The 22,605-nt window shown below is 33.7% G+C and carries 21 protein-coding genes; 6 read left to right on the top strand and 15 right to left on the bottom strand.

Annotated elements, in window-relative coordinates; translation table 11 throughout:
- Positions 1-88: 88 nt before the first annotated feature.
- Complete coding sequence (locus tag HYN56_RS04815; protein WP_109191142.1) at positions 89-754, bottom strand: SCO family protein; 666 nt, start codon at positions 752-754, stop codon at positions 89-91.
- A 226-nt stretch (positions 755-980) separates the two neighbouring features.
- Between HYN56_RS04815 and HYN56_RS04810 the strand changes: the two genes are divergently transcribed.
- Together HYN56_RS04810 and HYN56_RS04805 are read left to right on the top strand one after the other, a co-directional pair.
- On the top strand, positions 981-3,038 hold the full coding sequence (locus HYN56_RS04810) for a M13 family metallopeptidase (protein WP_109191141.1): 2,058 nt from the start codon (positions 981-983) through the stop codon (positions 3,036-3,038).
- Positions 3,039-3,205: 167 nt separating this feature from the next.
- Positions 3,206-5,266, top strand: coding sequence for a M13 family metallopeptidase (locus tag HYN56_RS04805; protein ID WP_109191140.1), 2,061 nt, complete (start codon positions 3,206-3,208; stop codon positions 5,264-5,266).
- Positions 5,267-5,444: 178 nt separating this feature from the next.
- Here HYN56_RS04805 and HYN56_RS04800 read toward each other — a convergent pair whose 3' ends face one another.
- Positions 5,445-5,843, bottom strand: coding sequence for a c-type cytochrome (locus HYN56_RS04800; RefSeq protein WP_109191139.1), 399 nt, complete (start codon positions 5,841-5,843; stop codon positions 5,445-5,447).
- 1 nt (position 5,844) lies between these two features.
- Positions 5,845-6,840 carry a porphobilinogen synthase gene (hemB, locus tag HYN56_RS04795; RefSeq protein WP_109191138.1) on the bottom strand — a complete coding sequence of 332 codons (996 nt, stop codon included), beginning with the start codon at positions 6,838-6,840 and terminating at the stop codon, positions 5,845-5,847.
- Between the two features lie 240 nt (positions 6,841-7,080).
- On the opposite strand from hemB, the gene HYN56_RS04790 reads away from it, so the two are divergent.
- The gene (locus HYN56_RS04790) at positions 7,081-7,713 is read left to right on the top strand and encodes a hypothetical protein (protein ID WP_109191137.1); all 633 of its coding nucleotides are present in this window, start codon (positions 7,081-7,083) and stop codon (positions 7,711-7,713) included.
- Between the two features lie 3 nt (positions 7,714-7,716).
- Positions 7,717-9,591 carry a hypothetical protein gene (locus tag HYN56_RS04785; protein WP_109191136.1) on the top strand — a complete coding sequence of 625 codons (1,875 nt, stop codon included), beginning with the start codon at positions 7,717-7,719 and terminating at the stop codon, positions 9,589-9,591.
- Between the two features lie 275 nt (positions 9,592-9,866).
- On the opposite strand, the gene HYN56_RS04780 is transcribed toward HYN56_RS04785, so the two are convergent.
- The 12 genes from HYN56_RS04780 to hemA all read right to left on the bottom strand — a co-directional run bounded on the left by HYN56_RS04780 (position 9,867) and on the right by hemA (position 20,234).
- On the bottom strand, positions 9,867-10,754 hold the full coding sequence (locus HYN56_RS04780) for a fructose bisphosphate aldolase (protein ID WP_109194726.1): 888 nt from the start codon (positions 10,752-10,754) through the stop codon (positions 9,867-9,869).
- Between the two features lie 87 nt (positions 10,755-10,841).
- A complete protein-coding gene (locus HYN56_RS04775) occupies positions 10,842-11,780 on the bottom strand; it encodes a DUF4421 family protein (RefSeq protein WP_109194725.1) in 939 nt (312 codons plus the stop codon).
- Positions 11,781-11,937: 157 nt separating this feature from the next.
- Positions 11,938-12,840, bottom strand: coding sequence for an oxygen-dependent coproporphyrinogen oxidase (gene hemF / locus HYN56_RS04770; protein WP_109194724.1), 903 nt, complete (start codon positions 12,838-12,840; stop codon positions 11,938-11,940).
- 4 nt (positions 12,841-12,844) lie between these two features.
- Positions 12,845-13,270, bottom strand: a complete 426-nt coding sequence (locus HYN56_RS04765) for a hypothetical protein (RefSeq protein WP_109191135.1) — start codon at positions 13,268-13,270, stop codon at positions 12,845-12,847.
- The gene (locus HYN56_RS04760) at positions 13,271-13,645 is read right to left on the bottom strand and encodes a hypothetical protein (RefSeq protein WP_109191134.1); all 375 of its coding nucleotides are present in this window, start codon (positions 13,643-13,645) and stop codon (positions 13,271-13,273) included.
- A 6-nt stretch (positions 13,646-13,651) separates the two neighbouring features.
- Complete coding sequence (locus HYN56_RS04755; RefSeq protein WP_109191133.1) at positions 13,652-14,338, bottom strand: hypothetical protein; 687 nt, start codon at positions 14,336-14,338, stop codon at positions 13,652-13,654.
- Between the two features lie 124 nt (positions 14,339-14,462).
- Complete coding sequence (locus tag HYN56_RS04750; RefSeq protein ID WP_109191132.1) at positions 14,463-15,014, bottom strand: transposase; 552 nt, start codon at positions 15,012-15,014, stop codon at positions 14,463-14,465.
- A 110-nt stretch (positions 15,015-15,124) separates the two neighbouring features.
- On the bottom strand, positions 15,125-16,150 hold the full coding sequence (gene hemE, locus HYN56_RS04745) for a uroporphyrinogen decarboxylase (protein WP_109191131.1): 1,026 nt from the start codon (positions 16,148-16,150) through the stop codon (positions 15,125-15,127).
- 51 nt (positions 16,151-16,201) lie between these two features.
- On the bottom strand, positions 16,202-16,867 hold the full coding sequence (locus tag HYN56_RS04740) for a uroporphyrinogen-III synthase (RefSeq protein ID WP_109191130.1): 666 nt from the start codon (positions 16,865-16,867) through the stop codon (positions 16,202-16,204).
- On the bottom strand, positions 16,860-17,939 hold the full coding sequence (locus tag HYN56_RS04735) for a PDDEXK nuclease domain-containing protein (RefSeq protein WP_109191129.1): 1,080 nt from the start codon (positions 17,937-17,939) through the stop codon (positions 16,860-16,862). The genes HYN56_RS04740 and HYN56_RS04735 overlap by 8 nt, the downstream gene beginning before the upstream one ends.
- Positions 17,940-17,955: 16 nt before the next feature.
- Positions 17,956-18,879 (bottom strand): hydroxymethylbilane synthase, encoded by a 924-nt coding sequence (gene hemC / locus HYN56_RS04730; RefSeq protein ID WP_109191128.1) that lies wholly within the window; start codon positions 18,877-18,879, stop codon positions 17,956-17,958.
- Positions 18,880-18,983: 104 nt separating this feature from the next.
- Positions 18,984-20,234: a glutamyl-tRNA reductase gene (hemA, locus tag HYN56_RS04725; RefSeq protein ID WP_109191127.1), complete on the bottom strand. Its 1,251-nt coding sequence runs from the start codon at positions 20,232-20,234 to the stop codon at positions 18,984-18,986.
- A gap of 227 nt (positions 20,235-20,461) precedes the next feature.
- On the opposite strand from hemA, the gene HYN56_RS04720 reads away from it, so the two are divergent.
- Positions 20,462-21,337: an AraC family transcriptional regulator gene (locus HYN56_RS04720; RefSeq protein WP_109191126.1), complete on the top strand. Its 876-nt coding sequence runs from the start codon at positions 20,462-20,464 to the stop codon at positions 21,335-21,337.
- Between the two features lie 242 nt (positions 21,338-21,579).
- Positions 21,580-22,593, top strand: coding sequence for a ferrochelatase (hemH, locus tag HYN56_RS04715; protein ID WP_109191125.1), 1,014 nt, complete (start codon positions 21,580-21,582; stop codon positions 22,591-22,593).
- The last annotated feature ends 12 nt before the right edge of the window (positions 22,594-22,605 follow it).

The following is a 22,605-nucleotide window of genomic DNA, read 5'->3' as shown; positions in this document are numbered from 1 at the left end:
TTTAGATTGCAAAAGTAGGCAATTATTCTTTATGGCAAGGCATTTAACACTTCGACAAATGCTAAAAGTTTCTAAAAATAAGGGTTTTTTACTCTTTTGATAAGAATTCGATGTCTTCTAAAAGACGTTTTATGTCTTCTTTATTTGTTCCGTCATAAAAACCGCGGACGCGTCTTTTTTGATCAACTAAAACAAAATTCTCGGTATGAACCATGTCATAAAGCTGATTTGGTCTTCCTAATTTAACTGCCAAATACGATTTTCTGGCCATTTTGTAGATTTCTTTTTTATCGCCTGTAACTAAATTCCATTTGCTGTCTACAACTCCGTATTTTATAGCATAGGCTTTTAGAACAGATACACTGTCAACTTCAGGAAAAACAGTATGAGAAAGCAGCATTACTTTCGGATTGTTTAAAACTGCTTTTTGAACGTCTACCAGATTGGTTGACATTTTTGGACAGATGGATCCACAAGTTGTAAAGAAGAAATCGGCAACATAGATTTTGCCTTCGTAGTTTTTCTGTGTAATCGTATCGCCGTTTTGGTTTACAAAAGAGAAATCGGCAATAGTGTGGTATTTACTTTTATATTGAACTGTACTGTCTACTAACTCAGGATTTACATCGGCCGGATTGTAAATTGGTAAAGTCTTTTTAGGTTTTAAAGCAGAGTAAAACAAAGATATCGTAACTACCGAAAATACTATTAAAACAATAAAGAATTTGCGGTATTTGTATAAAAGCGATTTCATAAAAAAAATTTGGTGCAAAAATACAAAAAGCAGATTTTAAAAACTTTACTGTCTAAATTTTTTAACAGGCTTTTGTAACTTTTAGAATGAATCTGCAACTAAGTAATTAGGTTAAGATTTCAATTTGTGAAATTTATTCTTCTTTTTGAATTTACAGTTATAATTTTAACACAATTTTAGAAATAATAACAATATGTTTGTATTTTCCCTTAAACTATAATTTTTTATGAAAAAACAATTAGCTAAACCGGTGTTTGGTGTGATATCTGCAATGTTTTCTTTAACGGCAGTTCAGGCACAAAATGCACCAAAAGAACCGGGTATCAATGTATCTTACATGGATCCGAAAGTGAGTCCAAGTCAGGATTTTTTCAAATATGTAAACGGAACCTGGTTAGATAAAACAGAAATTCCAAGTGACCGTACAACCTGGGGAAGTTTTAATGAGCTGATCAAAAGAACGGACAAAGATGTAATGACTGTTCTAAAAGACGCTGCAAAAAATCCGAAATACAAATCGAATACTGATCAGGGGAAAGCCGTAAATTTATTTAATACCTATCTGGATACAATAGGAAGAGATAAAAGAGGAATAGAACCACTAAAACCGTATTTGAAAAAAATCGATGCCATTAAAAATGTTGCTGATTTACAGAAATATTTAATTGACATGGAGAAAGAAGGAGGTTCCGGGTTTTTTGGAATTTATATTGGAGCTGATGATAAAGACAGTTCTAAAAATTCTGTAAACCTTGCACCAAGCGGACTTGGTCTTCCGGACAAAGATTACTATACTTCTGATGATAAGGACTCTAAAGAAAAACGCGCGAAATATGAATTGCATATCGCAAGAATGCTTCAGTTTATTGGAGAATCTCCTGAAAAAGCAAAACAAAGCGCAGCAGAGATTCTTGCGCTGGAAACAGAATTGTCTGAACCTAGATTAAATAGAGTTGAGAGAAGAGACAGCCGTTTACAATACAATCCAATGACACTTGCTGAGATTCAAAAGTTGACTCCGGCTATTAAATGGAATGACTATTTTGCTGGTTTAGGAATTACAAAATTAGAAACCGTAATTGTTTCAGAACCTAAATATATGAAAGCCTTGCAGACCGTGTTTACTGAAAACAAAGTAGGAGCGTGGAAAGAATATCTCAAATGGGATTTATTAAATGGAGCTTCCGGACAATTATCAACAGCGCTTAGTGATGCACGTTTTGATTTTTACAGTAAAACATTGAGAGGCGCAATTAAACAACTTCCTGCTGAAGAAAGAGCGTTAGATATTGTAAACGGAACTATTGGTGAAGCTCTTGGAAAATTATATGTAGAAAAATTATTCCCTATTGAAGCAAAAGAAAAGGCGCAGAAAATGATTCAGAATGTGATTTTGGCTTACAAAAACAGAATCAATGCTTTGACTTGGATGTCTCCGGAAACAAAAGTAAAAGCGATTGAGAAATTAAACAAAATCACAATCAAAATCGGATATCCTGATAAGTGGAAAGATTATTCTGCTCTGACAATGAAAAGTGTTGCTGAAGGCGGAACTTATTTTGAGAATATGAAGAATTTATCAAAATGGGGTTTCAATGAAAGCATCGCTAAATTGAGCAAACCGGTTGATAAAACAGAATGGGGAATGTCACCACAAACTGTAAATGCTTATTACAATCCTTCCTATAACGAAATTGTATTCCCTGCTGCGATTTTACAACCGCCTTTCTACAATTATCAGGCAGACGAAGCTGTTAATTATGGTGGAATTGGGGCAGTAATCGGACATGAGATCTCTCACGGATTTGATGATTCCGGAGCTCGTTATAATGCAGAAGGAAACTTAGTAGACTGGTGGACAGAAAATGATTTAAAACAATTTACTGCTTTAGGAACTGACTTGGCAAATCAATACAGCGCTCTTGAACCATTACCGGGAGTTCACGTTGACGGTCATTTTACTTTAGGAGAAAATATTGGAGATTTAGGTGGAATTAATGCTGCTTTTGACGGATTACAATTGTATTTAAAACAAAATGGAAATCCAGGTTTAATTGACGGATTTACACCAGAACAACGTTTCTTTATTTCATGGGCTACAGTTTGGAGAACAAAATCAAGAGACGAAGCAATCAAAAATCAGGTAAAAACAGATCCGCACTCTCCGGGTATGTACAGAGCTTATGTTCCAATTCAAAATGTGGATGCTTTCTACAAAGCTTTCGATATTAAAAAAGGAGACAAAATGTATGTAGAACCGGAAAAACGAGTTAAAATCTGGTAATCCTATTTAAAGAATATTAAAAACGGCGCTAACTATGGCGCCGTTTTTTATGAATTAAACCCAAAAAAACAAAAGTTATTTCTTACAATCAATATATTTTCAGATTTTAACACAGAATTAAAAATAATAACAATATGTTTGTTAATATACTAAAACACTAAACAAAAATGATTAAAAAGCTTTCTAAACCGATGTTTTGTGTGGTTTCTGCAATGTTTTCAGTAGCAGCAGTACAAGCACAAAATACAAAACCAAAGGAGCCGGGAATAAATGTTTCCTATATGGATCCTAAAGTTAGTGCAAGTCAGGATTTTTTCCGTTATGTAAATGGTACCTGGTTAGATCAAACGGAGATTCCAAGCGACCGTAATTCCTGGGGGAGTTTTAATGAACTCCGTCAAAAGACAGATAATGATGCACTTGCTATTTTAAAAGCAGCGTCAAAAGACACAAAGTATAAATCCAATACTGATCAGGGAAAAGCAATTGCTTTGTTTAATACTATTTTGGATACTGTTGGAAGAAATAAAAGAGGCGTTACACCGCTTCAGCCTTATTTGAAGAAAATTGATGCCATTAAAAATGTCTCAGATCTTCAAAATTACATTACTGAAATGCAGTTTGCAGGCGGATCTGGTTTCTTCGGAGTATATGTTGGAGCTGATGCTAAAAACAGTAATAAAAATGCTGTGACTTTAAGTCCTGGTACTTTAGGATTGTCAGATAAAGATTATTACAATTCTGATGATAAAGATTCTAAAGAGAAACGTGAAAAATATGAACTGCATGTTGCACGTATGATGCAGTTTATTGGAGAATCTCCTGCGAAAGCGAAAGAAAGTGCTAAACAGATTTTAGCTTTAGAAACTGAAATGTCTGCACCAAGACTGGATCGTGTAGAGAGAAGAGACAGAAGAAAACAATACAACCCAACTGCTGTTGCCGATTTGAAAAAGAATACACCATCTATTCAATGGGAGAAATATTTCACTGGAATCGGAATGGCAAAATTAGACACTGTAAATGTAGCGCAGCCGCGTTATATGATTGCTCTGGAAAAAACTTTTACAGAAAAGAAAGTAGAAGCCTGGAAAGAATATTTAAAATGGTCTTTATTGAATAAATCTGCTTCGACTTTGAGTACAGATATCGAAAATGCCAATTTTGATTTCTACGGAAAAACATTAACTGGAGCTTTAAAACAACGTCCGCGTGAAGAAGTAGCTTTACAGGTAATCAACGGAGCAACCGGAGAAGCTTTAGGGAAACTGTATGTAGAAAAATTATTTCCTGCTGAAGCAAAAGCAAAGGCAAAAGATATGATTGCGAATGTAATGCTGGCTTACGAAAACAGAATCAATGCTTTACCTTGGATGTCTCAGGAAACGAAAATAAAGGCAATTGAAAAACTGAAAAAGCTGACAGTTAAGATTGGATATCCGGATAAATGGAAAGATTATTCAAAATTGGAACTTAAAAATGTAAACGAAGGCGGTACTTATTTTGATAACATGAAAAATTTATCAAAATGGGCTTATTCTGAAAACTTAGCAAAATTGGGTAAACCAGTTGATAAAACAGAATGGGGAATGTCACCTCAAACTGTAAATGCTTATTTCAATCCATCTTACAACGAAATTGTATTTCCTGCAGCAATTCTACAACCGCCATTTTATAATTACCAGGCAGATGAAGCAGTAAATTATGGTGGAATTGGAGCAGTAATTGGTCACGAAATCTCTCACGGATTTGATGATTCAGGAGCGCGTTACAATGCTGACGGAAATTTAGTAGACTGGTGGACTGCTGATGATTTAAAACAATTTACAGCTCTTGGCGGTGATCTTGCAGCACAATACAGTGCATTGGAACCTCTTCCCGGAATTTTTGTTGATGGTAAATTTACTTTAGGTGAGAATATCGGAGATTTAGGAGGTACAAATGCGGCTTATGATGGTTTGCAATTGTATTTGAAAAAACACGGAAATCCAGGCTTAATTGACGGCTTTACTCCGGAGCAACGTTTCTTTATTTCCTGGGCTACAGTTTGGAGAACAAAATCCCGTGACGAAGCCATTAAGAGTCAGGTTAAAACCGATCCGCATTCTCCGGGAATGTACAGAGCGGTTGTGCCAATTAAAAACTTAGATTCTTTTTATGATGCTTTTGGAATCAAAAAAGGAGATCCAATGTATTTGGAACCGGAAAAACGAGTTAAAATCTGGTAATTTAAATTTGATGATATAAAAAGGGCTGTCTCGATTTTCGAGACAGCCCTTTTTAATATAATATTGTTTTCAAATCTTAACACCGTTATCATTCCGTAGGAATGTTTCATCGGTTGAAAATAATGATTGCAACATAATTTTCAACCGATGAGATGTTCCGATGGAACATAATTTGTAATTATTTCAAATGACTGTAGATGTACGTTTCAATTGCTTTTAATTCTTCATCAGACATTTCTTTTGTAATGGCAAAGTTGGTCTGCATTACAGAAAACTGACTTGGATCAACAATTGGTTCTCCATTTCCTTTTAAGAAAGTAACCATATCACCTTTTTTGTCTTTATAAATCTTAGCAATTTCTTTGATACTCGGCCCAATTACTTTTTGATCCGGCTGATGGCATGCGGTACAATTTCCTCTTCCTTCAAAAATTTCTTTTCCTAAAGCTTCTGGTGTTTTGGCTTTCGCCGATTCGTCGGCAGAATGTGCTTCTGTTGTTTGGTCTTTACTTTCAGAACCTTCTTTTTTACAAGATGCAAAAGCTAAAACAGCAGATAAGAATAAAATCTTTTTCATTTTATTTGTTTAATAAAATTGCCGCTTCTTTTGCGAAATATGTTGAAATAAGATTGGCACCAGAACGTTTGATACACATTAATTGTTCCATCATAATTTTATCGTGATCCAACCAGCCTCTTTCAGATGCCGCTTTAATCATAGCATATTCTCCGGAAACCTGATAAACGGTTACAGGAACATGTACAGTATTTTTTATTTCGCGAACAATATCCAAATAAGCAATTCCTGGTTTTACCATAACCATATCTGCCCCTTCTTCTACATCAGACAAAGCTTCTTTGATTGCTTCAATTCGGTTGGCATAATCCATTTGATAGGTTTTTTTATCTTTTGGAACCACAACATCAGCTTCTTTTGGAGCAGAATCTAAAGCATCTCTAAATGGTCCGTAAAAAGCAGAGGCATATTTAGCAGAATAACTCATAATTCCAACATTCTGAAATCCGGCAGCATCTAAACCTTCGCGCAAGCGCAAAACACGTCCGTCCATCATATCGCTTGGCGCAACAAAATCAGCACCAGCTTCTGCGTGAGAAACGGCCATTTTTACTAAAGCATCAACTGTACTATCGTTTTCTACATCGCCATTTGTTATAATTCCATCATGACCGTAAATAGAATATGGGTCTAAAGCCACATCTGGCATCACGATCATTTCTGGACAAGCGGCTTTTATGGCACGAATAGCTTGTTGCATTAATCCGTTTGGATTCCAAGCTTCTTTTCCAGTATTGTCTTTTAGGTTTTCGCTCACTTTTACATAAATGTTAACCGCGCGAATTCCTAAATCATAAAGTTCTTTTACTTCTTCAACTGTTAAATCTATAGATCTTCTAAAAATTCCCGGCATTGATGGAATTTCTACTTTTACATTTTCGCCTTCAGCAATAAACATTGGAAACATAAAATCCGATGGACTTAAACTGGTTTCACGTACTAAAGAACGAATCGATTCATTTACTCTTAATCTTCTGCCTCTTTGTAATGGGAACATATAATTTTAGATTTTAAATTTTAGATTTCAGATTGATTAATCTTTGTTTCTAAAAATGAAGTTGTGTTTTTTGTTTTTTTAAAGTTTGCTCTACTTTTAAGTGGTGCAAAGTTAAATAAAAATCAACAGAATAAGGTGTTTAGCTAGCTGTAGAATCCGTTAATATTATCTAAAAGTTTGGTGTTTTTATTGTTCTTGCCGAAAGTATGATTTCTTAAAAATTCCATCTAAATTTGTAAGATGAAGAAAATTCTCGCTTTATTGTGCTGTCTGCTCTTAACCAGTTGTTTTGAGATTACAGAAAGAATCAAACATCACGACGATCAAAGTGGTGAATATACTTTGATGATTGATTTTTCAAAATCGTGGTTTAAAACCAAATCGGCTATTTTTCTGGAAGAAGTTGACGGAGTTAAAATTCCGAATGAACAGGAAATTACCCAGAAACTGGAAGACTTTAAAAGCAAAGCTTTGAAGATTGACGGGATTTCAAATGTGACCACTAAAACCGATTTCAGCAATTATGTATTTATCATAAAACTCAACTATGCCAATCTGAAAGCATTAAATGCCGTTGTCAATACGATAAACAATCAGCGTGATCAGATTCACTTTAGCGGAAGCGGTAAAACTTTCGAAAGAATTGCCTCTTATCCGGTTCCGGAAAAAGTAGTCAATGATCCAAAGAAAAAGAAAGACTTGGAAGAAGCCACAATAACTTCTATTTATACTTTTGATCGCGATGTTTTAAATGCTGATAATGTGAACAGCAAGATTTCGACAAACAAAAAAACGGTTTTCCTAAAACAAAGTATGTACAGCGTTTTCAGGAAATCGACCTTAATGAACAATACAATACAATTAACGCCTTAATTTATGAAGCAGCTTTATTCTTTACTTTTATTATTCGCCTCAATGCTGACTTTTGGTCAGGCAAATTTGGATAAATACGATTATTTTGTGCAGTTTAACGGAAATCAGCTTTCGAAAAAAGTAGATGTCAATCAAGTGCTGAATCATCCCATTATTACAAAATTCACTAGTAAAAAACCTGATTTTGATCTTCGAAAATATACTTCAATCATCAAATTAGATCAGAAAATTACAGTTCATGGAAGTTTCCTTGATAGCGTTCCGTATTATCAGGTTACGATTCCAATAAAAAACAAAGAAGCTGTTAATCAGTTTTTAGTAGATAAATTAGGAGCAGGAAAAGAAAATAATGAGATTCAGGATCTTGGTAAATATTCGGTTTTTACGCCAAAAGGAGTTAAAAAGTCACTGGCTTGGAACAATGAATATTTAGTGATATTTGAATTGACCAAAAGGCTTCCGACGAAATTTTATGAAGAAACCACTTCGACTGTTGCAATGGATTCTGTAGCTGTAGTAGATTATTATGAAAACGATACTATTGTTGAAGCACCTGCATATGGTGATCCAACATCAGTTCCAAGTCCGCCAAAAATTGCAGAGCCTTCTTCCAAAGATGAACCAGTAGTTTTTAATGAACCAGCTGTAGCAACGGATACTGTACAGGAAGATTATTTACATGAAGGAAATCCTTATGAAGCATACTCGGCAGAGCAGGCAGAATTTGACAGGAAATTGGCGGAAAACCAAAGTGAAATTATAAAACGTTTATTTGAAAATGGTTTTGCTGCACCAACTTCTCCTAAGATTAATATCATGGCAGATATTTCTTCCTGGGTAGATTATGGTGGAATGATTTCGACTTTATATTCTGCTTATAGCTATCCTATGAGACTTTTTGGAGGTTTTGATAAATATCTTCCAATGCAGAAGAACTTCGGGAATTTTGTAAAAGGAATAAACCTTGATTTTTATTTTGATAATGACAATGCCCGAATCGAAGAAATTGTAGAATATTCTAAAGAAATTGCTGAGGTAGTAAGTAAAATAGGAGATCGAAAAATCAACAAAAATATCTTTAATTATTTCCCTTCGGAGAAACCTTTGGGATATATGTCTTATCACATTAACACTAAAGCAGCGCTTGAACAGTTTCCGTCGTTAATGACGGACATGTTCCAAAATCCAAAGTTTACTAAAGAAGATATTACAATCATTACCGATTTAATTTCTACCATTGTTGATGAAGAAGCCACAGCGAAGCTTTTTGATGGCGATTTAAGCGCTTTTTTATATGATGTGAAAGAAGTTGAGGTAATGACCAAAAAATATGGTTATGATGAAAATTACGAGGAAAAAATTACGGAAGAGAAAGTGAAGAAAACAATTCCGCTATTTTCGGTAGTTTTTACCTCCACACATCCGACTTTTGGAGATAAATTATTGCAGTTAGGCGTTCGCAAAAAACTATTGATTCAAAACGGAAATTATTACCAGATTTTAGGGACTAAGGAATACGGAGATATTTATATTCTGAAAGACAAAGACGTTGTTGCGGTAAGTAATACATTGGATTATTTTGGTAAAGGAAGCGGTTCTTTTGTAAAAGAAACAAAGAGAGATTTAAGCAAGAATGCTATTTTCGGGAAAATGAATATTTCACAAACTATCAAAGCTTTTGGACAAAATGTTAAAGATGATGAATTAAATAAAATGAATAGATTCGCATCACAGTTTTCAGATTTTACCATGGAATCGCCTAAAAAACTGATTGACAATAAATTCAAGTTTGTGTTTAAATTGAATTCTTTACAAACCGATAAAAATATCATTTTGCAGACATTAGATTTGGCCAATGATATGATGGCTTCAAAATAAAAAAACAGTTTTTTTGTCCGCTTCGGAGAAGCGAAATATTTATAGAAAAAGAATAGATTTTCACAACATAAAGCTCCGGAGGAGCGACATATTTTTTACAATCTTTAATATATGTCGCTCCTCCGGAGCTTTTTTAATTTATCTGATTGAAATTCTATAAATATTACACCCCACAGGGGCTTTTATCAATAAAGTATATTTATGAATATTCCACCTTTTTTAAGAAAGATATCTTTTGTAGAAAGCATCTTTCTTTTTATTTAAAATATGGCTTTTTAAGTAATCGAAGCTTTATAAATAGCTTTTATAGTATCGCCAAGTACAGCATTAAAATCATGATCCGATTGACCTGCGCTGAGACCTTCGGACAATGCTCTGGAGAAACTGGCAATTAAGCCATGGTTTTGAGCCAGTTTTGTATTGGCTTCTTCTCGGGAATAACCACCCGATAATGCCACAACACGAACCACATGCGGATCTGTTATCAATTCGCCGTAGAAATTATTTACGGTTGGAATAGATAATTTCAGCATTACTCTTACTTCTTTGTCTAGAGAATTCAATTGTTTTAGGATTTCATCTTTTAAAATTTTTTCTGATTTTTCTTTGTCAGGACTGTAAATGTCAACTTCAGGTTCGATAATAGGAATTAATCCTTTTTTGGAAATTTGTAAACCAACTCTGAATTGCTGTTCTACTATATCACGAATTCCTTCGGGATTTGCTTCTTTGATTACAGAACGCATTTTGGTTCCAAAGACATTTCGTTCTACAGCTCTGGTCAGCAATTCATCCAGATTCGGAATGGGTTTCATCAATTGAACACCGCTGGCCAAATCAGCTAGTCCTTTGTCTACTTTCAGGAAAGGAACAATATTTTTCTTTTCCCATAAATAATCGGCAGTCCATAGACCATCAATTTTACGATCCATGGTGTTTTCAAACAAAATAGCACCTAGAATATAATCGCTGTCAAAAGCGGGACTTTTAATAATTCTGGTTCTCATTTCATGTACAAGAGTGTACATTTCTTCGTCGTTAGAATAGCTGTTTTCTTGAACGCCATATTGCGATAATGCTTTTGGTGTACTTCCGCCGCTTTGATCTAATGCAGCGATAAATCCTTTTCCAAAATGCATCCGATTTAATTGTTCCTGGTTCACATTTGCCATAATAATGAATTTAAGTTTTGTAAATCCATGTAATTTAAGCAATTTTCACAACTTATTGATTATGAATAAGTAGGTTTTTTAAAGGCCAATTTTATCGTTTACTTTATCATAAACCTCTTTTACTTTTTTGGGAGGATCAAATCGATAACCTGCAGAAAGTTTTAAGGTCACAATATTATCATTTAATCTCGGATCAATTTTATCGTCCTGAGCAAAACTTATGGTATTTAAAGTAGCAAAAGCAAAGAAACGGTCTTTATTGTAGGCTAATTTTAAATTGAAATCGGCCTGGTATAAAGCTGAGGTATCTTTATCAATCACATTTAGCCCAGCTCCCAAGGCAAGTCCCGCTCCAATTAAAACCCGATCGCTTATAACGAAATTATAAAAATAGGAGGGAGCCAATGTAAAAACGTAAATATCTCCCGGCGATGAATCGGGTGTATTTAAATCTAAATTGGTGTAATAAAAAGAGAAAGTCGGAATGAAACTTCCGGAACTTTTAGTCTGCCATTCGTTTTGACTGACCAATGTTTTGAAAGAAAATTTATCATTGAAAACATAAGCTGTTGTTCCGCCTATTTTAGTCGTTCGCATATCGGGCAGTTGAGCCGTAATGTTATCATCTTGAATGTAAAATCCTTTCTGATTAATAAAGGTGAAGGACTGCATCCATTTTTTTAAATAAAAACGGGTATTGAAATTAAAATGTTTGGAATGTGAATCGCCTTTGTTCTGACTCAAAAATTTCGGCGCAAAGCCAAAACCGACATCAATGATTTTGTAGTTTAAGTTAAAACCAATCTGCTCTCTTCGATTGGGAATAAGGTTGACATACATTTTGGTTTCCGGATTATCTGAAGCAATCTGAAAACTATTGGAAGTATCTAAATAATAAACACTGGCCGTAATTTTATCGTTGTAAGATTTAAAATAGGGATTTCGTATGAAATCGTTTTGGGCGAAACATCCAAAAATGCTGGTGAAGAATGTAGTGTAAATTAGTTTTAAACACATAGAAACATAGTTTTTGGATTGTTTTAAAAAAGACATTTCATTCAAAATAAATCACATAGCGCTATGTGAAAAAATGTAACTTTCTAAAATTACCCCTAAGATAGGTCAATAAATCTATGTTTCTATGTGTTAAATAAAATTTTTTAACGGAATAATATTAAACCCAATCAACCGGATTTTGCAATACATTGATCAATTTTTCTTCCTCACTTCCCGCTTCAGGATGATGGTCATAAACCCATTGCACATGTGGAGGCAAACTCATCAAAATACTCTCAATTCTTCCGTTCGTTTTTAATCCGAATAAAGTTCCTTTGTCATGAACCAGATTAAACTCAACATAACGACCTCTTCGGATTTCCTGCCAGTTTCTGTTTTCTGGTGTGTAATCTAAATTTTTTCTTCTTTCCACAATCGGAACATAAGCTTCAAGGAAACTGTTACCTACTTCGGTTACAAAATCGTACCAGTTTTCCATTGACATTTGTTCATTTGCTTTGCAATAATCAAAGAATAAACCGCCAAGTCCACGGGCTTCATTTCGGTGTGCGTTCCAGAAATACGAATCGCATTGTTTTTTATATTTTGGATAAAACTCCGAACTGTGTTTATCGCAAGCGGTTTTACACGTTTGATGAAAGTGCTTTGCATCTTCTTCAAACAAATAATAAGGCGTTAAATCCTGTCCGCCGCCAAACCATTGATTGATTACTTTTCCAGTTTCGTCATACATTTCAAAATAACGCCAATTCGCGTGAACTGTTGGAACCATTGGACTTTTTGGATGAATTACTAAACTTAATCCGCAGGCAAAGAAATCGGCTTCGCCAACGCCAAACATTTTTTGCATGGTATCCGGAAGTTTTCCGTGAACTGCTGAAATGTTTACACCGCCTTTTTCGAAAACTGCTCCATTTTCAATAACGCGCGTTCTTCCACCACCGCCTTCGGGACGTTTCCATAAGTCTTCGCGGAACTTTGTTGTTCCGTCGACAGCTTCTAATCCGGCACAGATTTGGTCTTGTAAATTTTGTATGTATGCGTAAAATTTATCTTTCATTTTTTTATTTTTCATTTTCCGGTATAGTATCATGATATTTGAATTCGACATTCATATCAATTACTATAGTAGTATCTTTTTTAAAGATTTTTACAAATCTTGAATTTACTTTTTTTAAAATTGAATCTCCTATTTCAGCTTTTTCCCAAGCAGTGTAGTAACCATTTATTTTGCTCGAATCTTTTAGTTTAAAAGTAGGAGACATATGGTTATGTTTATCTCGATATTTTTTTACTATTAATCCAGAAAAATTATTATGGAACATTCTTCTATAGGCATCTTTACTAATTCTTGTGTCGTTTGAAAAGTAAGAACAAGTACTGATAAATACTGTAAAAAAGAGCATTACAAAAAAGCCTTTATATAAAGGATTTAATTTCTCAAAGTTAAAATCAGAGATGACATTTAAAAATTTTTCTAAAGAACTCATTTAGTTTTTTAATGATGCAATTTTAGCATTAATTCCAAAAGAAAAAACCTTGCTTTCCTGTTGGATATATTGATAGATAGCCAAAGCTTTATCAGTAAAATTATAATTTTCTTCTTTAGAGAATTCGATTAAAATATCTCCAAACTGTTCCAAATGTTCCCATTCAAAATGAAGTCGCATTAATAATGTGATTAAATCTTCATTGGTTTGGCTGGACAAAGTTTCGAGATCTAGCCCGATTTCTTTTAACTGATTTTGAATGGTTTCTTTTTCTAAAGGGTTTAAAGGATAAGGTACATAAACAAGAGTTCGCAATGTTTTCAGAACATTATCAATTCTTGTTTTTTCTTCGTCTCGTAAACCTTTATTAAGCATAATGTTTTAGAATTTTTTGTTGCTTATAGTTGTTTTTTGAAATGTCATTATGGGCTTTTTTGTAAAAGAAGTTTCGCTTCTTTTTCCAAAGTTTTTGATCACACGATAAACAAAATATAAAACCGGCAACGAATAATAAATAAATCCCATACAGATTGGAACATACGGTTTTTCTATAAACAATCCGCTTGATTTTACTGTTTGGAAATAATGTGATTTTTCTAAAAACTCTTGCGTCAGTCCAAACTGAGGAACTATATTATTTCCAATGCAAACCGCCAGAATTAATAAAAAGTAGAAAACGGCTTTCGCCGCAGATTTTCCCATTTGATATATTCTGACTTCCGGAGCTACATTCGAAAAAGCAAAACGCATTCTATTTAAAACGGTCAACAGATAAGTATATAAAATATTGGTGTTAACGACTGATTCATTAAAAGAATAAGCAAACAAACCATACAGCGGAAAAAATACAAATAGAGACCATTTTCTAGGCATAACCGCCATAAAAACTCCCGAATGCACCATTATAAATTCAAAAGCCATTAAAATGGCTAAGTCATTTATAAGGCTAACCGGATGTAATTCCGGATGCATCCAAACCATTAGAAACACATAGGCATAATAAGCCTGAAATCCGTATTCAATAAATGAAAAGGGAGAGTTTCTATTGATGTTTAGATTTGCTAGCATTCTCTTCTACACATTTCCTGCAAGGTTTCCAAAACCTTGTAGGTATTTCTTCGGGTTATACTTTTTATTTTTTAAGAAGTTATAAACCTACAAGGTTTTGGAAACCTTGCAGGAAAAATCTAAGTTACTCAAAAGTATACGTTTCGTTTAAAGAATCATTCTTTTGATTATGACAAAATATAAAATTTTCAAAATCTCCAAACAAATTTAAAACTTCATTTCGTTCTATTTTGGTTTCTTTATTAGAGAAGAAAGCTTGATAGGATGAAAATCTGAAATCTTTAAAATCCAAATCGAAATGATGTTTCGGATTTAAATGAACATAAAGAATCAGTCGTCTTAAATAATTTTCATCTTTTAACCTTATTCTTTTGAAATGTTTTTCGAATAAACTTCCTGTTCTATTGGTTTGTTTATTAAATGCCTTAGCATAAGAATTAAATAAGTTTGAAAATGCTTGTGTAACCTCTTTTTCTTCTATATTTAAACGAATAACTAAATGAAAGTGATTATTCATCAAGCAATATGCAAAAACTGAAATTTTATGTTCCGTATATTTAGCTAATTGTTTTAAGAAATAAAGTTTGTTAGCGTCATTTTCAAAAATAGTTATTCCATTAATTCCTCTATTATAAATATGATAATAACAATCCTTCTCAAGTGTTTCCAATTTCATTTTTTATTTACTAAAAAGTAAGTTTTTACTGTAAATATAAAAAAGAACTTTTATACCTACAAGGTTTTGGAAACCTTGCAGGAAATCAAATGAGACTGAACACTGAAATACTAATTCCCGTATTCCTTAACCGCGTCAATAAACGCTTTGGCATGATCTACAGGAATATTTGGTAAAATTCCGTGACCTAAATTTACGATATATTTATCTTTTCCGAATTCGTCAATCATTTCGTGAACCATTTTTTTGATGGTTGGAATTGGAGAAAGTAATCTTGACGGATCGAAATTTCCTTGTAACGTAATGTTTCCACCAGATAAATAACGAGCATTTCTTGCAGAACAAGTCCAATCAACTCCTAATGCAGAAGCTTTACTTTTACCCATTTCGCCAAGCGCAAACCAGCATCCTTTTCCGAAAACAATAACCGGAGTAATATCTGCTAAAGCGTCAACAATCTGGTTGATATATTTCCATGAAAATTCTTGATAATCAACAGGAGAAAGCATTCCTCCCCAAGAATCAAAAATCTGAACGGCATTTACACCCGATTTTACTTTTTCTTTTAAGTATAAAATAGTCGTATCTGTGATTTTTTGCAATAAAGTATGCGCTGCAGCTGGATTAGAAAAACAGAAACCTTTTGCAGTATCAAAACTTTTAGAACCTTTTCCTTCAACAGCATAACAGAAGATTGTCCAGGGCGAACCTGCGAAACCAATTAGAGGCACTTCGTCGTTCAGCATTTCTTTAGTCAATTTTACGGCGTCGAAAACGTAACCTAAAGTTTCATTTACATCTGGAACATAAACTTTGTGAACATCAGCCAAAGAACGAATCGGATTTGGAATGATTGGCCCTAAATTATCTTTCAGTTCTACATGAATTCCCATTGCACGAGGCACTACCAAAATATCTGAGAATAAAATCGCAGCATCCGGAGCAATTCGGCGAATTGGCTGTACTGTGATTTCAGCGGCTAACTCTGGAGTTTCACAACGAGTAAAGAAATCATATTTATCACGAAGTTCTCTAAACTCTGGTAAATATCTTCCTGCCTGACGCATCATCCATACTGGTGGACGCTGTACTGTTTCTCCTTTTAATGCTTTTAAAAATAGGTCGTTTTTTAACATGTTTTTTATTTTAGATGCAAAGTCGCAAAGTGACAAAGTTGCAAAGGTTTTTTATTTGTATTCATGAATTACATCTTCGATAACATCTTCAATTGTGGGTTGGTCTGCGACGATGATATTCTTTGTAATTTTTGATAAAGCTTCTGCAGTGGTATCACCGATGCAGAAACAGATTTGTTTATTGATGGTATTATGTTTCAGGTAACTTTTAACTCCGGACGGACTAAAAAACAAAATAGCTTCTGGATTTGCTTTTATTTTCTGAGGTTGAAGCGTAGTTTCGTAAACCTGAATTTCATTGAATTTAATTCCGTTTTCTTTTAAAGCGTCTGGTAAAGTGTCTCTTCTTAAATTTCCACTAAAAAAAGTAAAGCTTTCATTTCCATAAATCAAAGTGATAATTTCAGCTAAATCCGAAGCGTAACCTGTATAAGCAACAACGTTAAACCCGTTTTCCTCTAAAAGAGCTTTGGTTTTAAGTCCAACGCAATACACGTTTTTCTTTTTTAAATCTTCTGATTTTGGATTTGATAAGACACTATGAACAGCATTTTGGCTTGTAAAAATTAAACTTTCGTTGAGGTCTTTTAATTCGAAAGGCTTGTTTTCGGGTTTAATGAAATCGGCTTCGATTAACTCAACGCCATATTTCATTAGCTCTTGTTTATGAAGAGGAGATAATATTTTTGTAGATAATATCTGAATTGTTTTACTCATTTAATATATTTTTAAATTCTTCAGATGTTGGTAATTTTCCTTGTAATTCTTTTGGCAAATCTTTACTCAAAATATATTCTGAAACTCCAATAGGTTTATTTACACTTCGCAAAGTATATTCAACTTCTAAATGATCTTTTTCTGGGACTAATAATATACCAATAGTAGGTTTGTCGTCGTCTTGTTTTAGTTGATCATCTATTAATTGAAGATAAAAATCTAATTTTCCAACAAATTCTGGTTCAAATTCAACTACTTTTAACTCAACGGCAACTAAACATTTTAAAATTCTGTGATAAAAAAGCAAATCGATATAATAATCTTTATCACCTAATGATAATCGATATTGATTTCCTATAAAACAAAAACCATAACCAAGTTCCAACATTAGTCTTTTAACCTTTTCGACCATAGAGTTTTCTAATTCTCTTTCGGTAACAGATTTGTTAATGTCAAGGAAATCTAGAGTATAAACACTTTTTATGCTTTCTTGTGCTTGTTCTAAAAAGTGAGTTGATAATGTGTTTTTAAAATTATGTTGAGTTGGATTTTGTATATACTTCTCATAAGCATTTGCTTTTATTTGATGAAGTAAAACAGAACGACTGTATTTGTTTCTAATTGTATTTTTGATGTAAAAAATCCTGGCATTAAAATCTTTTACCTTCTGAATTATGAGAATGTTGTGTTGCCAGGGAATATTTGAAACTAATTCTTTTATAGTTTGTAATTCTGAATCAAGCTGATTCAGTTTTAAATTTTCTGAATCAAGCTGATTCATAAAAGAATATTCACTAACTAATTGTCTCATGAACCACAAATTACGTGGCGACCAGCTAATTCCTTCTCCAATTAAGCGAGTTAAATCTTTGCTTAAAATTTCAACAATAGATTTTCCCCATCCAAATTCCTGTTGTTTTTTAATAATCAATTCTCCTATATTCCAATATAAATTGTTTGAAATAGATTGAACAGACTGCACAGCCTGAACTCGGTGATTTTGCACCAAATTAGTTATTTCAACCAAAAATTGTTGATATTGCTGTGAAATAATTTGTTCGTTCTCCTTCATTAAAATTTAAGAAATATTATTTTTTCAGAGATTCTTTAATTTTCTGCATTAATTCCGTTCCACCATTATTTAAAATCTCCTGCGCAGAATGAAAACCTAGTTTTTTCCATTCCGAAATATCGACTGTTTTATTGATTTCCAATTTTTGTTTTCCATCAATAGAAAGTAAAACACCTTGAAAATGTAAAGTATCTTCATCTTCATTATACCTAACCAAAGACCCAATTGGTGCAGTACATCCGCCTTCAAGTGTTCTCAAAAATTGACGTTCAATATACGTACAAATTTCAGTTTCGATATCATTTAATTGCGAAAGTGCATCCAAAGTGTAATTGTCATTTTCCATTGCCACAACTAGCATTGCGCCTTGTGCCGGTGCCGGAATCATCCAGTCTAAATTAATGTAATTTTCTGGTTTTAAGTTGATGCGTTCCAAACCTGCAGCAGCAAATACAGCTCCGTCCCAATCATTGTCTTGTAATTTCTGCATACGCGTATTTACATTTCCACGTAAATCAACAACAGTATGATTTGGATATTTATTGAACCATTGTGCCTGACGACGTAAACTTCCGGTTGCAATGGTGCTTGGATTGGTAAAATCAGGATTTCCTTTATGAACTAAAATATCCAGAACATTGGCTCTTGGCAAAACCGCTCCTTGAACAATTCCTTTTGGCAAAGCAGTTGGAACATCTTTCATAGAATGCACAGCAATATCAACATCACCATTGATCATGGCAATGTCAAGCGTTTTAGTGAAAATCCCTGTGATTCCTAATTCGTAAAGTGGCTTATCCAGAATAATGTCACCTTGAGACTTTACAGCAACAATTGAGGTTTTATAACCCAAATCGTTTAATTTTTTCTCTACTGTATGTGCTTGCCAAAGCGCTAATTCGCTATCGCGTGTTCCAATTCTGATTGTTTTTTCAGCCATGTTTTGTTTTTTGAACCATATAAGTTATATAAGGAAATTTAAGAGGTTTGAGTAAAACACAGTTTTTAAATGAACTTATATAACTTATATGGTTTCAATTTTATTTAAGATGCTTTTATTTTGAAGACTTTTTCGATCCATTCGATGCTTTCATCAACCATGGTATCGTCGTCTTTTAAATGATTGGCAAAATGAGTGGTGATTTTTTGAATGATTCGGTTACTGATGATTTCAGCTTGTTCTTCATTAAAATCGGCAATTTTTTTGCTTTGGAAATCCAATTCCGAAGCTTTGATCGCATTTAGTTTATCTTTTAAAGCATTTATGGTTGGCGCAAATTTTCGGCCTTTCATCCAGGTAACAAATTCTTCTTTAATTTCTTCGATGATTGCTTCGGCAGCCGGAATATGTAATTTTCTGTTTTCCAAAGTTTCATCTGTCAATTGAGACAAATAATCCATGTGAATTAAAGTTACACCTTCTAATTCCTCTACGTTTTCATTCACGTTTTTCGGAATAGACAAGTCCAGAATCAACAAAGGTTTTTTAAGATTCAAAATTGCTTTGTCAACCGTTGGGTTTTGTGCGCCCGTTGCAACAACGACAACATCGGCTTTTTGAAGTTCTAAATGTAATTCAGAATAATCTTTAACAATCAAATTTAATTTTCCTGCTAATTTCTCTGCTTTATCTTTAGTACGGTTGATTAAAGTGATATGTTCGTTTTTAGTATGTTTTACTAAATTCTCACATGTATTTCTTCCGATTTTTCCAGTTCCGAAAAGTAGAATATTTTTATTACTGATGTCTTCAACGTTTTTAAGGATGTATTGTACAGAAGCAAAAGAAACCGAAGTAGCACCAGAACTGATTTCAGTTTCTGTTTTAATTCTTTTACTTGCCTGAATCACTGCATTTACCAATCTTTCCATAAAAGCATTGGCTAAATTCATTGATTTTGAATGAATAAAAGAAGTTTTGATTTGTGAGATGATTTCGAAATCTCCTAAGATCTGACTATCTAAACCAGTTCCTACACGGAACATATGATTAATAGCTTCTTGATTTTTGTAAACGAAACCTACTTTTTGAAAAGCGTCTACAGATCCGTTACTATTATCGCAGATTAATTTTATTAATTGAAATGGATGTTCAGCAAAACCGTAAATTTCGGTTCTGTTGCAAGTTGAAGTAACTAATAAACTTTCTATTCCATCGTTTTTAGCTTGTTCCAGCAATCGCGTTTTGGCAACAGCATCCAAACTAAATTGACCTCTAACCTCAGCATCAGCTTTTTTATAACTCAGACCGACTGAGTAAAAATAAAGGTGTTTCGGTACGTTATTGTTTTCCATAAATTCACTTTCATAAAAGTGCAACAAAATTATTACTATACCACTGATAAAAATAACGCTAAAAGTACTTTTTATGTCGCTGTATGTTTTTTTGAACCTAAATAGGTGTTTTTGAGTAAAAAGGACTACTTTTGTAGCAAAATCAACTCATTCGAAGTGATTAGTTTAGAGTCGTTCTAAATAACATTTTGAGTTTGTTTTGATTTTCGTTTCAAAAAAATATCGCTATGAGTTCTCAAGAAGTTATAAAAATTGAAGACGACTTTACGCTGATTCGTTTTCAAAACGATGGTTCAGAACCATTTTATGCACAGCATGAAATAGTAGGTACTGGCCTGATACAGTTTCACTTCGGGATAAAAGGAAATGCAAAATTTTTATTCAATCAGGGCAGTTATGCTTTAGAATTGAAAGAGGAAAAATCGTTGCTTTTGTACAATCCGCAGAAAGAATTACCGCTGAATTTAGAATTGGCTCCAAATTCATGGGCAATTTCGGTAATTGTATCGATTAAGAAATTTCACGCGTTGTTTTCTGCCGAAGCCGACTATATTACATTTTTAAGCCCGGACAATAAGGATAAAAAGTATTATAACGAAGGAAATATCAGTCCATCCATGGCGATTGTTTTGAGTCAGCTGTTTCATTACAATCTTCATCCGTCCATAAAAAACCTTTATTATAAAGGAAAAGGATACGAATTGTTGAGTCTGTATTTCAACAGAACAGAAGATCCAAATGCAGAACAATGTCCGTTTTTGATTGACGAAGACAATGTTTTGAAAATCAGAAAAGCAAAAGAAATTATCATCGCCAATATGGCCGAACCACCAGGATTGCAAGAGCTGGCAGATGAAATTGGTTTGAATTTGAAAAAACTTAAAATGGGTTTCAAACAAATTTATGGCGATACGGTTTATGGTTTCCTCTTCGATTACAAAATGGATTTCGCCCGAAAACTTTTAGACAGCGGTTCGTATAATGTAAACGAAGTTGGTTTGAAAATTGGCTACAGCACAGGAAGTCACTTTATAGCGGCGTTTAAGAAAAAGTTTGCGACAACTCCTAAAAAGTATTTGATGTCGATTAATGCGAATGTGTAAGTTTTTGTTCGCCACGATTTGCTGGGCCTGTTCGCTATCGCTCGGGTCACTAATTAGCACTAATTAAAAAATCTGCAAGATCTGCGAAATCTGCGTGAAAAAATTTCTCGAATTAGCTAAATCAATTTTGAGTATTCAGTAATAAAGAAAAAGTAATAATTATCATATTTCGAATAAAGTACAGCGTTTACTTTTGCCGAAAATTTAAAAAACAAATAAAAAGCTTAAAGCAAAAGAACATAATGAAAGGTGTATTATTAGTAAATCTGGGATCTCCAGAAAGTCCAACTCCAAAAGATGTAAAACCTTATTTAGACGAATTTTTAATGGATAAATACGTGATCGACGTTCCGTATTTATTGAGAGCGTTATTAGTTCGCGGTATTATTTTAAGAAAAAGACCAGAAGAATCAGCGCACGCTTACGCAAAAATCTGGTGGGAAGAAGGTTCTCCATTAGTAGTACTTTCAGAAAGAATGCAGAAAAAAGTGCAGCCTCTTGTAAACGTTCCAGTTTCTCTGGCAATGCGTTACGGAAGCATGACCATTGAAAAAGGTCTTCAGGAATTGAGCGATAAAGGAGTTACCGATGTAATGCTTTTTCCTTTATATCCGCAATATGCAATGGCTTCAACTTTGACGATTTTAGTAAAAGCTGAAGAAATTAGAAAAAAGAAATTTCCTCACATGAAATTTACTGATGTTCCGGCATTTTACAATAAACCCGATTACATCAAGAATTTAGCAGATTCGATTCAAAGACATTTAGTTGGATTTGAATATGATCATTTATTGTTTTCATATCACGGAATTCCAGAACGTCATATTCGTAAAACCGATGTGACAAAATCACATTGCAAAATTGACGGTTCTTGCTGTAACACGCCTTCGCCGGCACATGATTTCTGTTACCGTCACCAATGTTACGAAACAACAAGACAAGTTGTTAAGTTATTAGGACTTCCTGCTGATAAATACAGTCTGACATTTCAATCGCGTTTGGCGGGTGACAAATGGTTAGAGCCTTATACCGATGTTGAAATTGATAATATGCCAGCAAAAGGAATCAAGAAATTAGCCGTTGTAACACCGGCTTTCGTTTCGGATTGTTTAGAAACTTTGGAAGAAATCGCCATGCGTGCCAAAGAAGATTTCGAAGCAAATGGAGGAGAAGAGTTCTTGGCAATTCCTTGTTTGAATGATGATGATGAATGGTGTCAGACGTTTTCTAACTGGATTAACGATTGGGCAAAATAACATCAATTATTT

This window comes from Flavobacterium crocinum (assembly GCF_003122385.1).
Taxonomy (GTDB): Bacteria; Bacteroidota; Bacteroidia; order Flavobacteriales; family Flavobacteriaceae; genus Flavobacterium; species Flavobacterium crocinum.
Note: the sequence above shows the minus strand (reverse complement) of the source record. Positions and strands in the feature narration are given on the sequence as shown.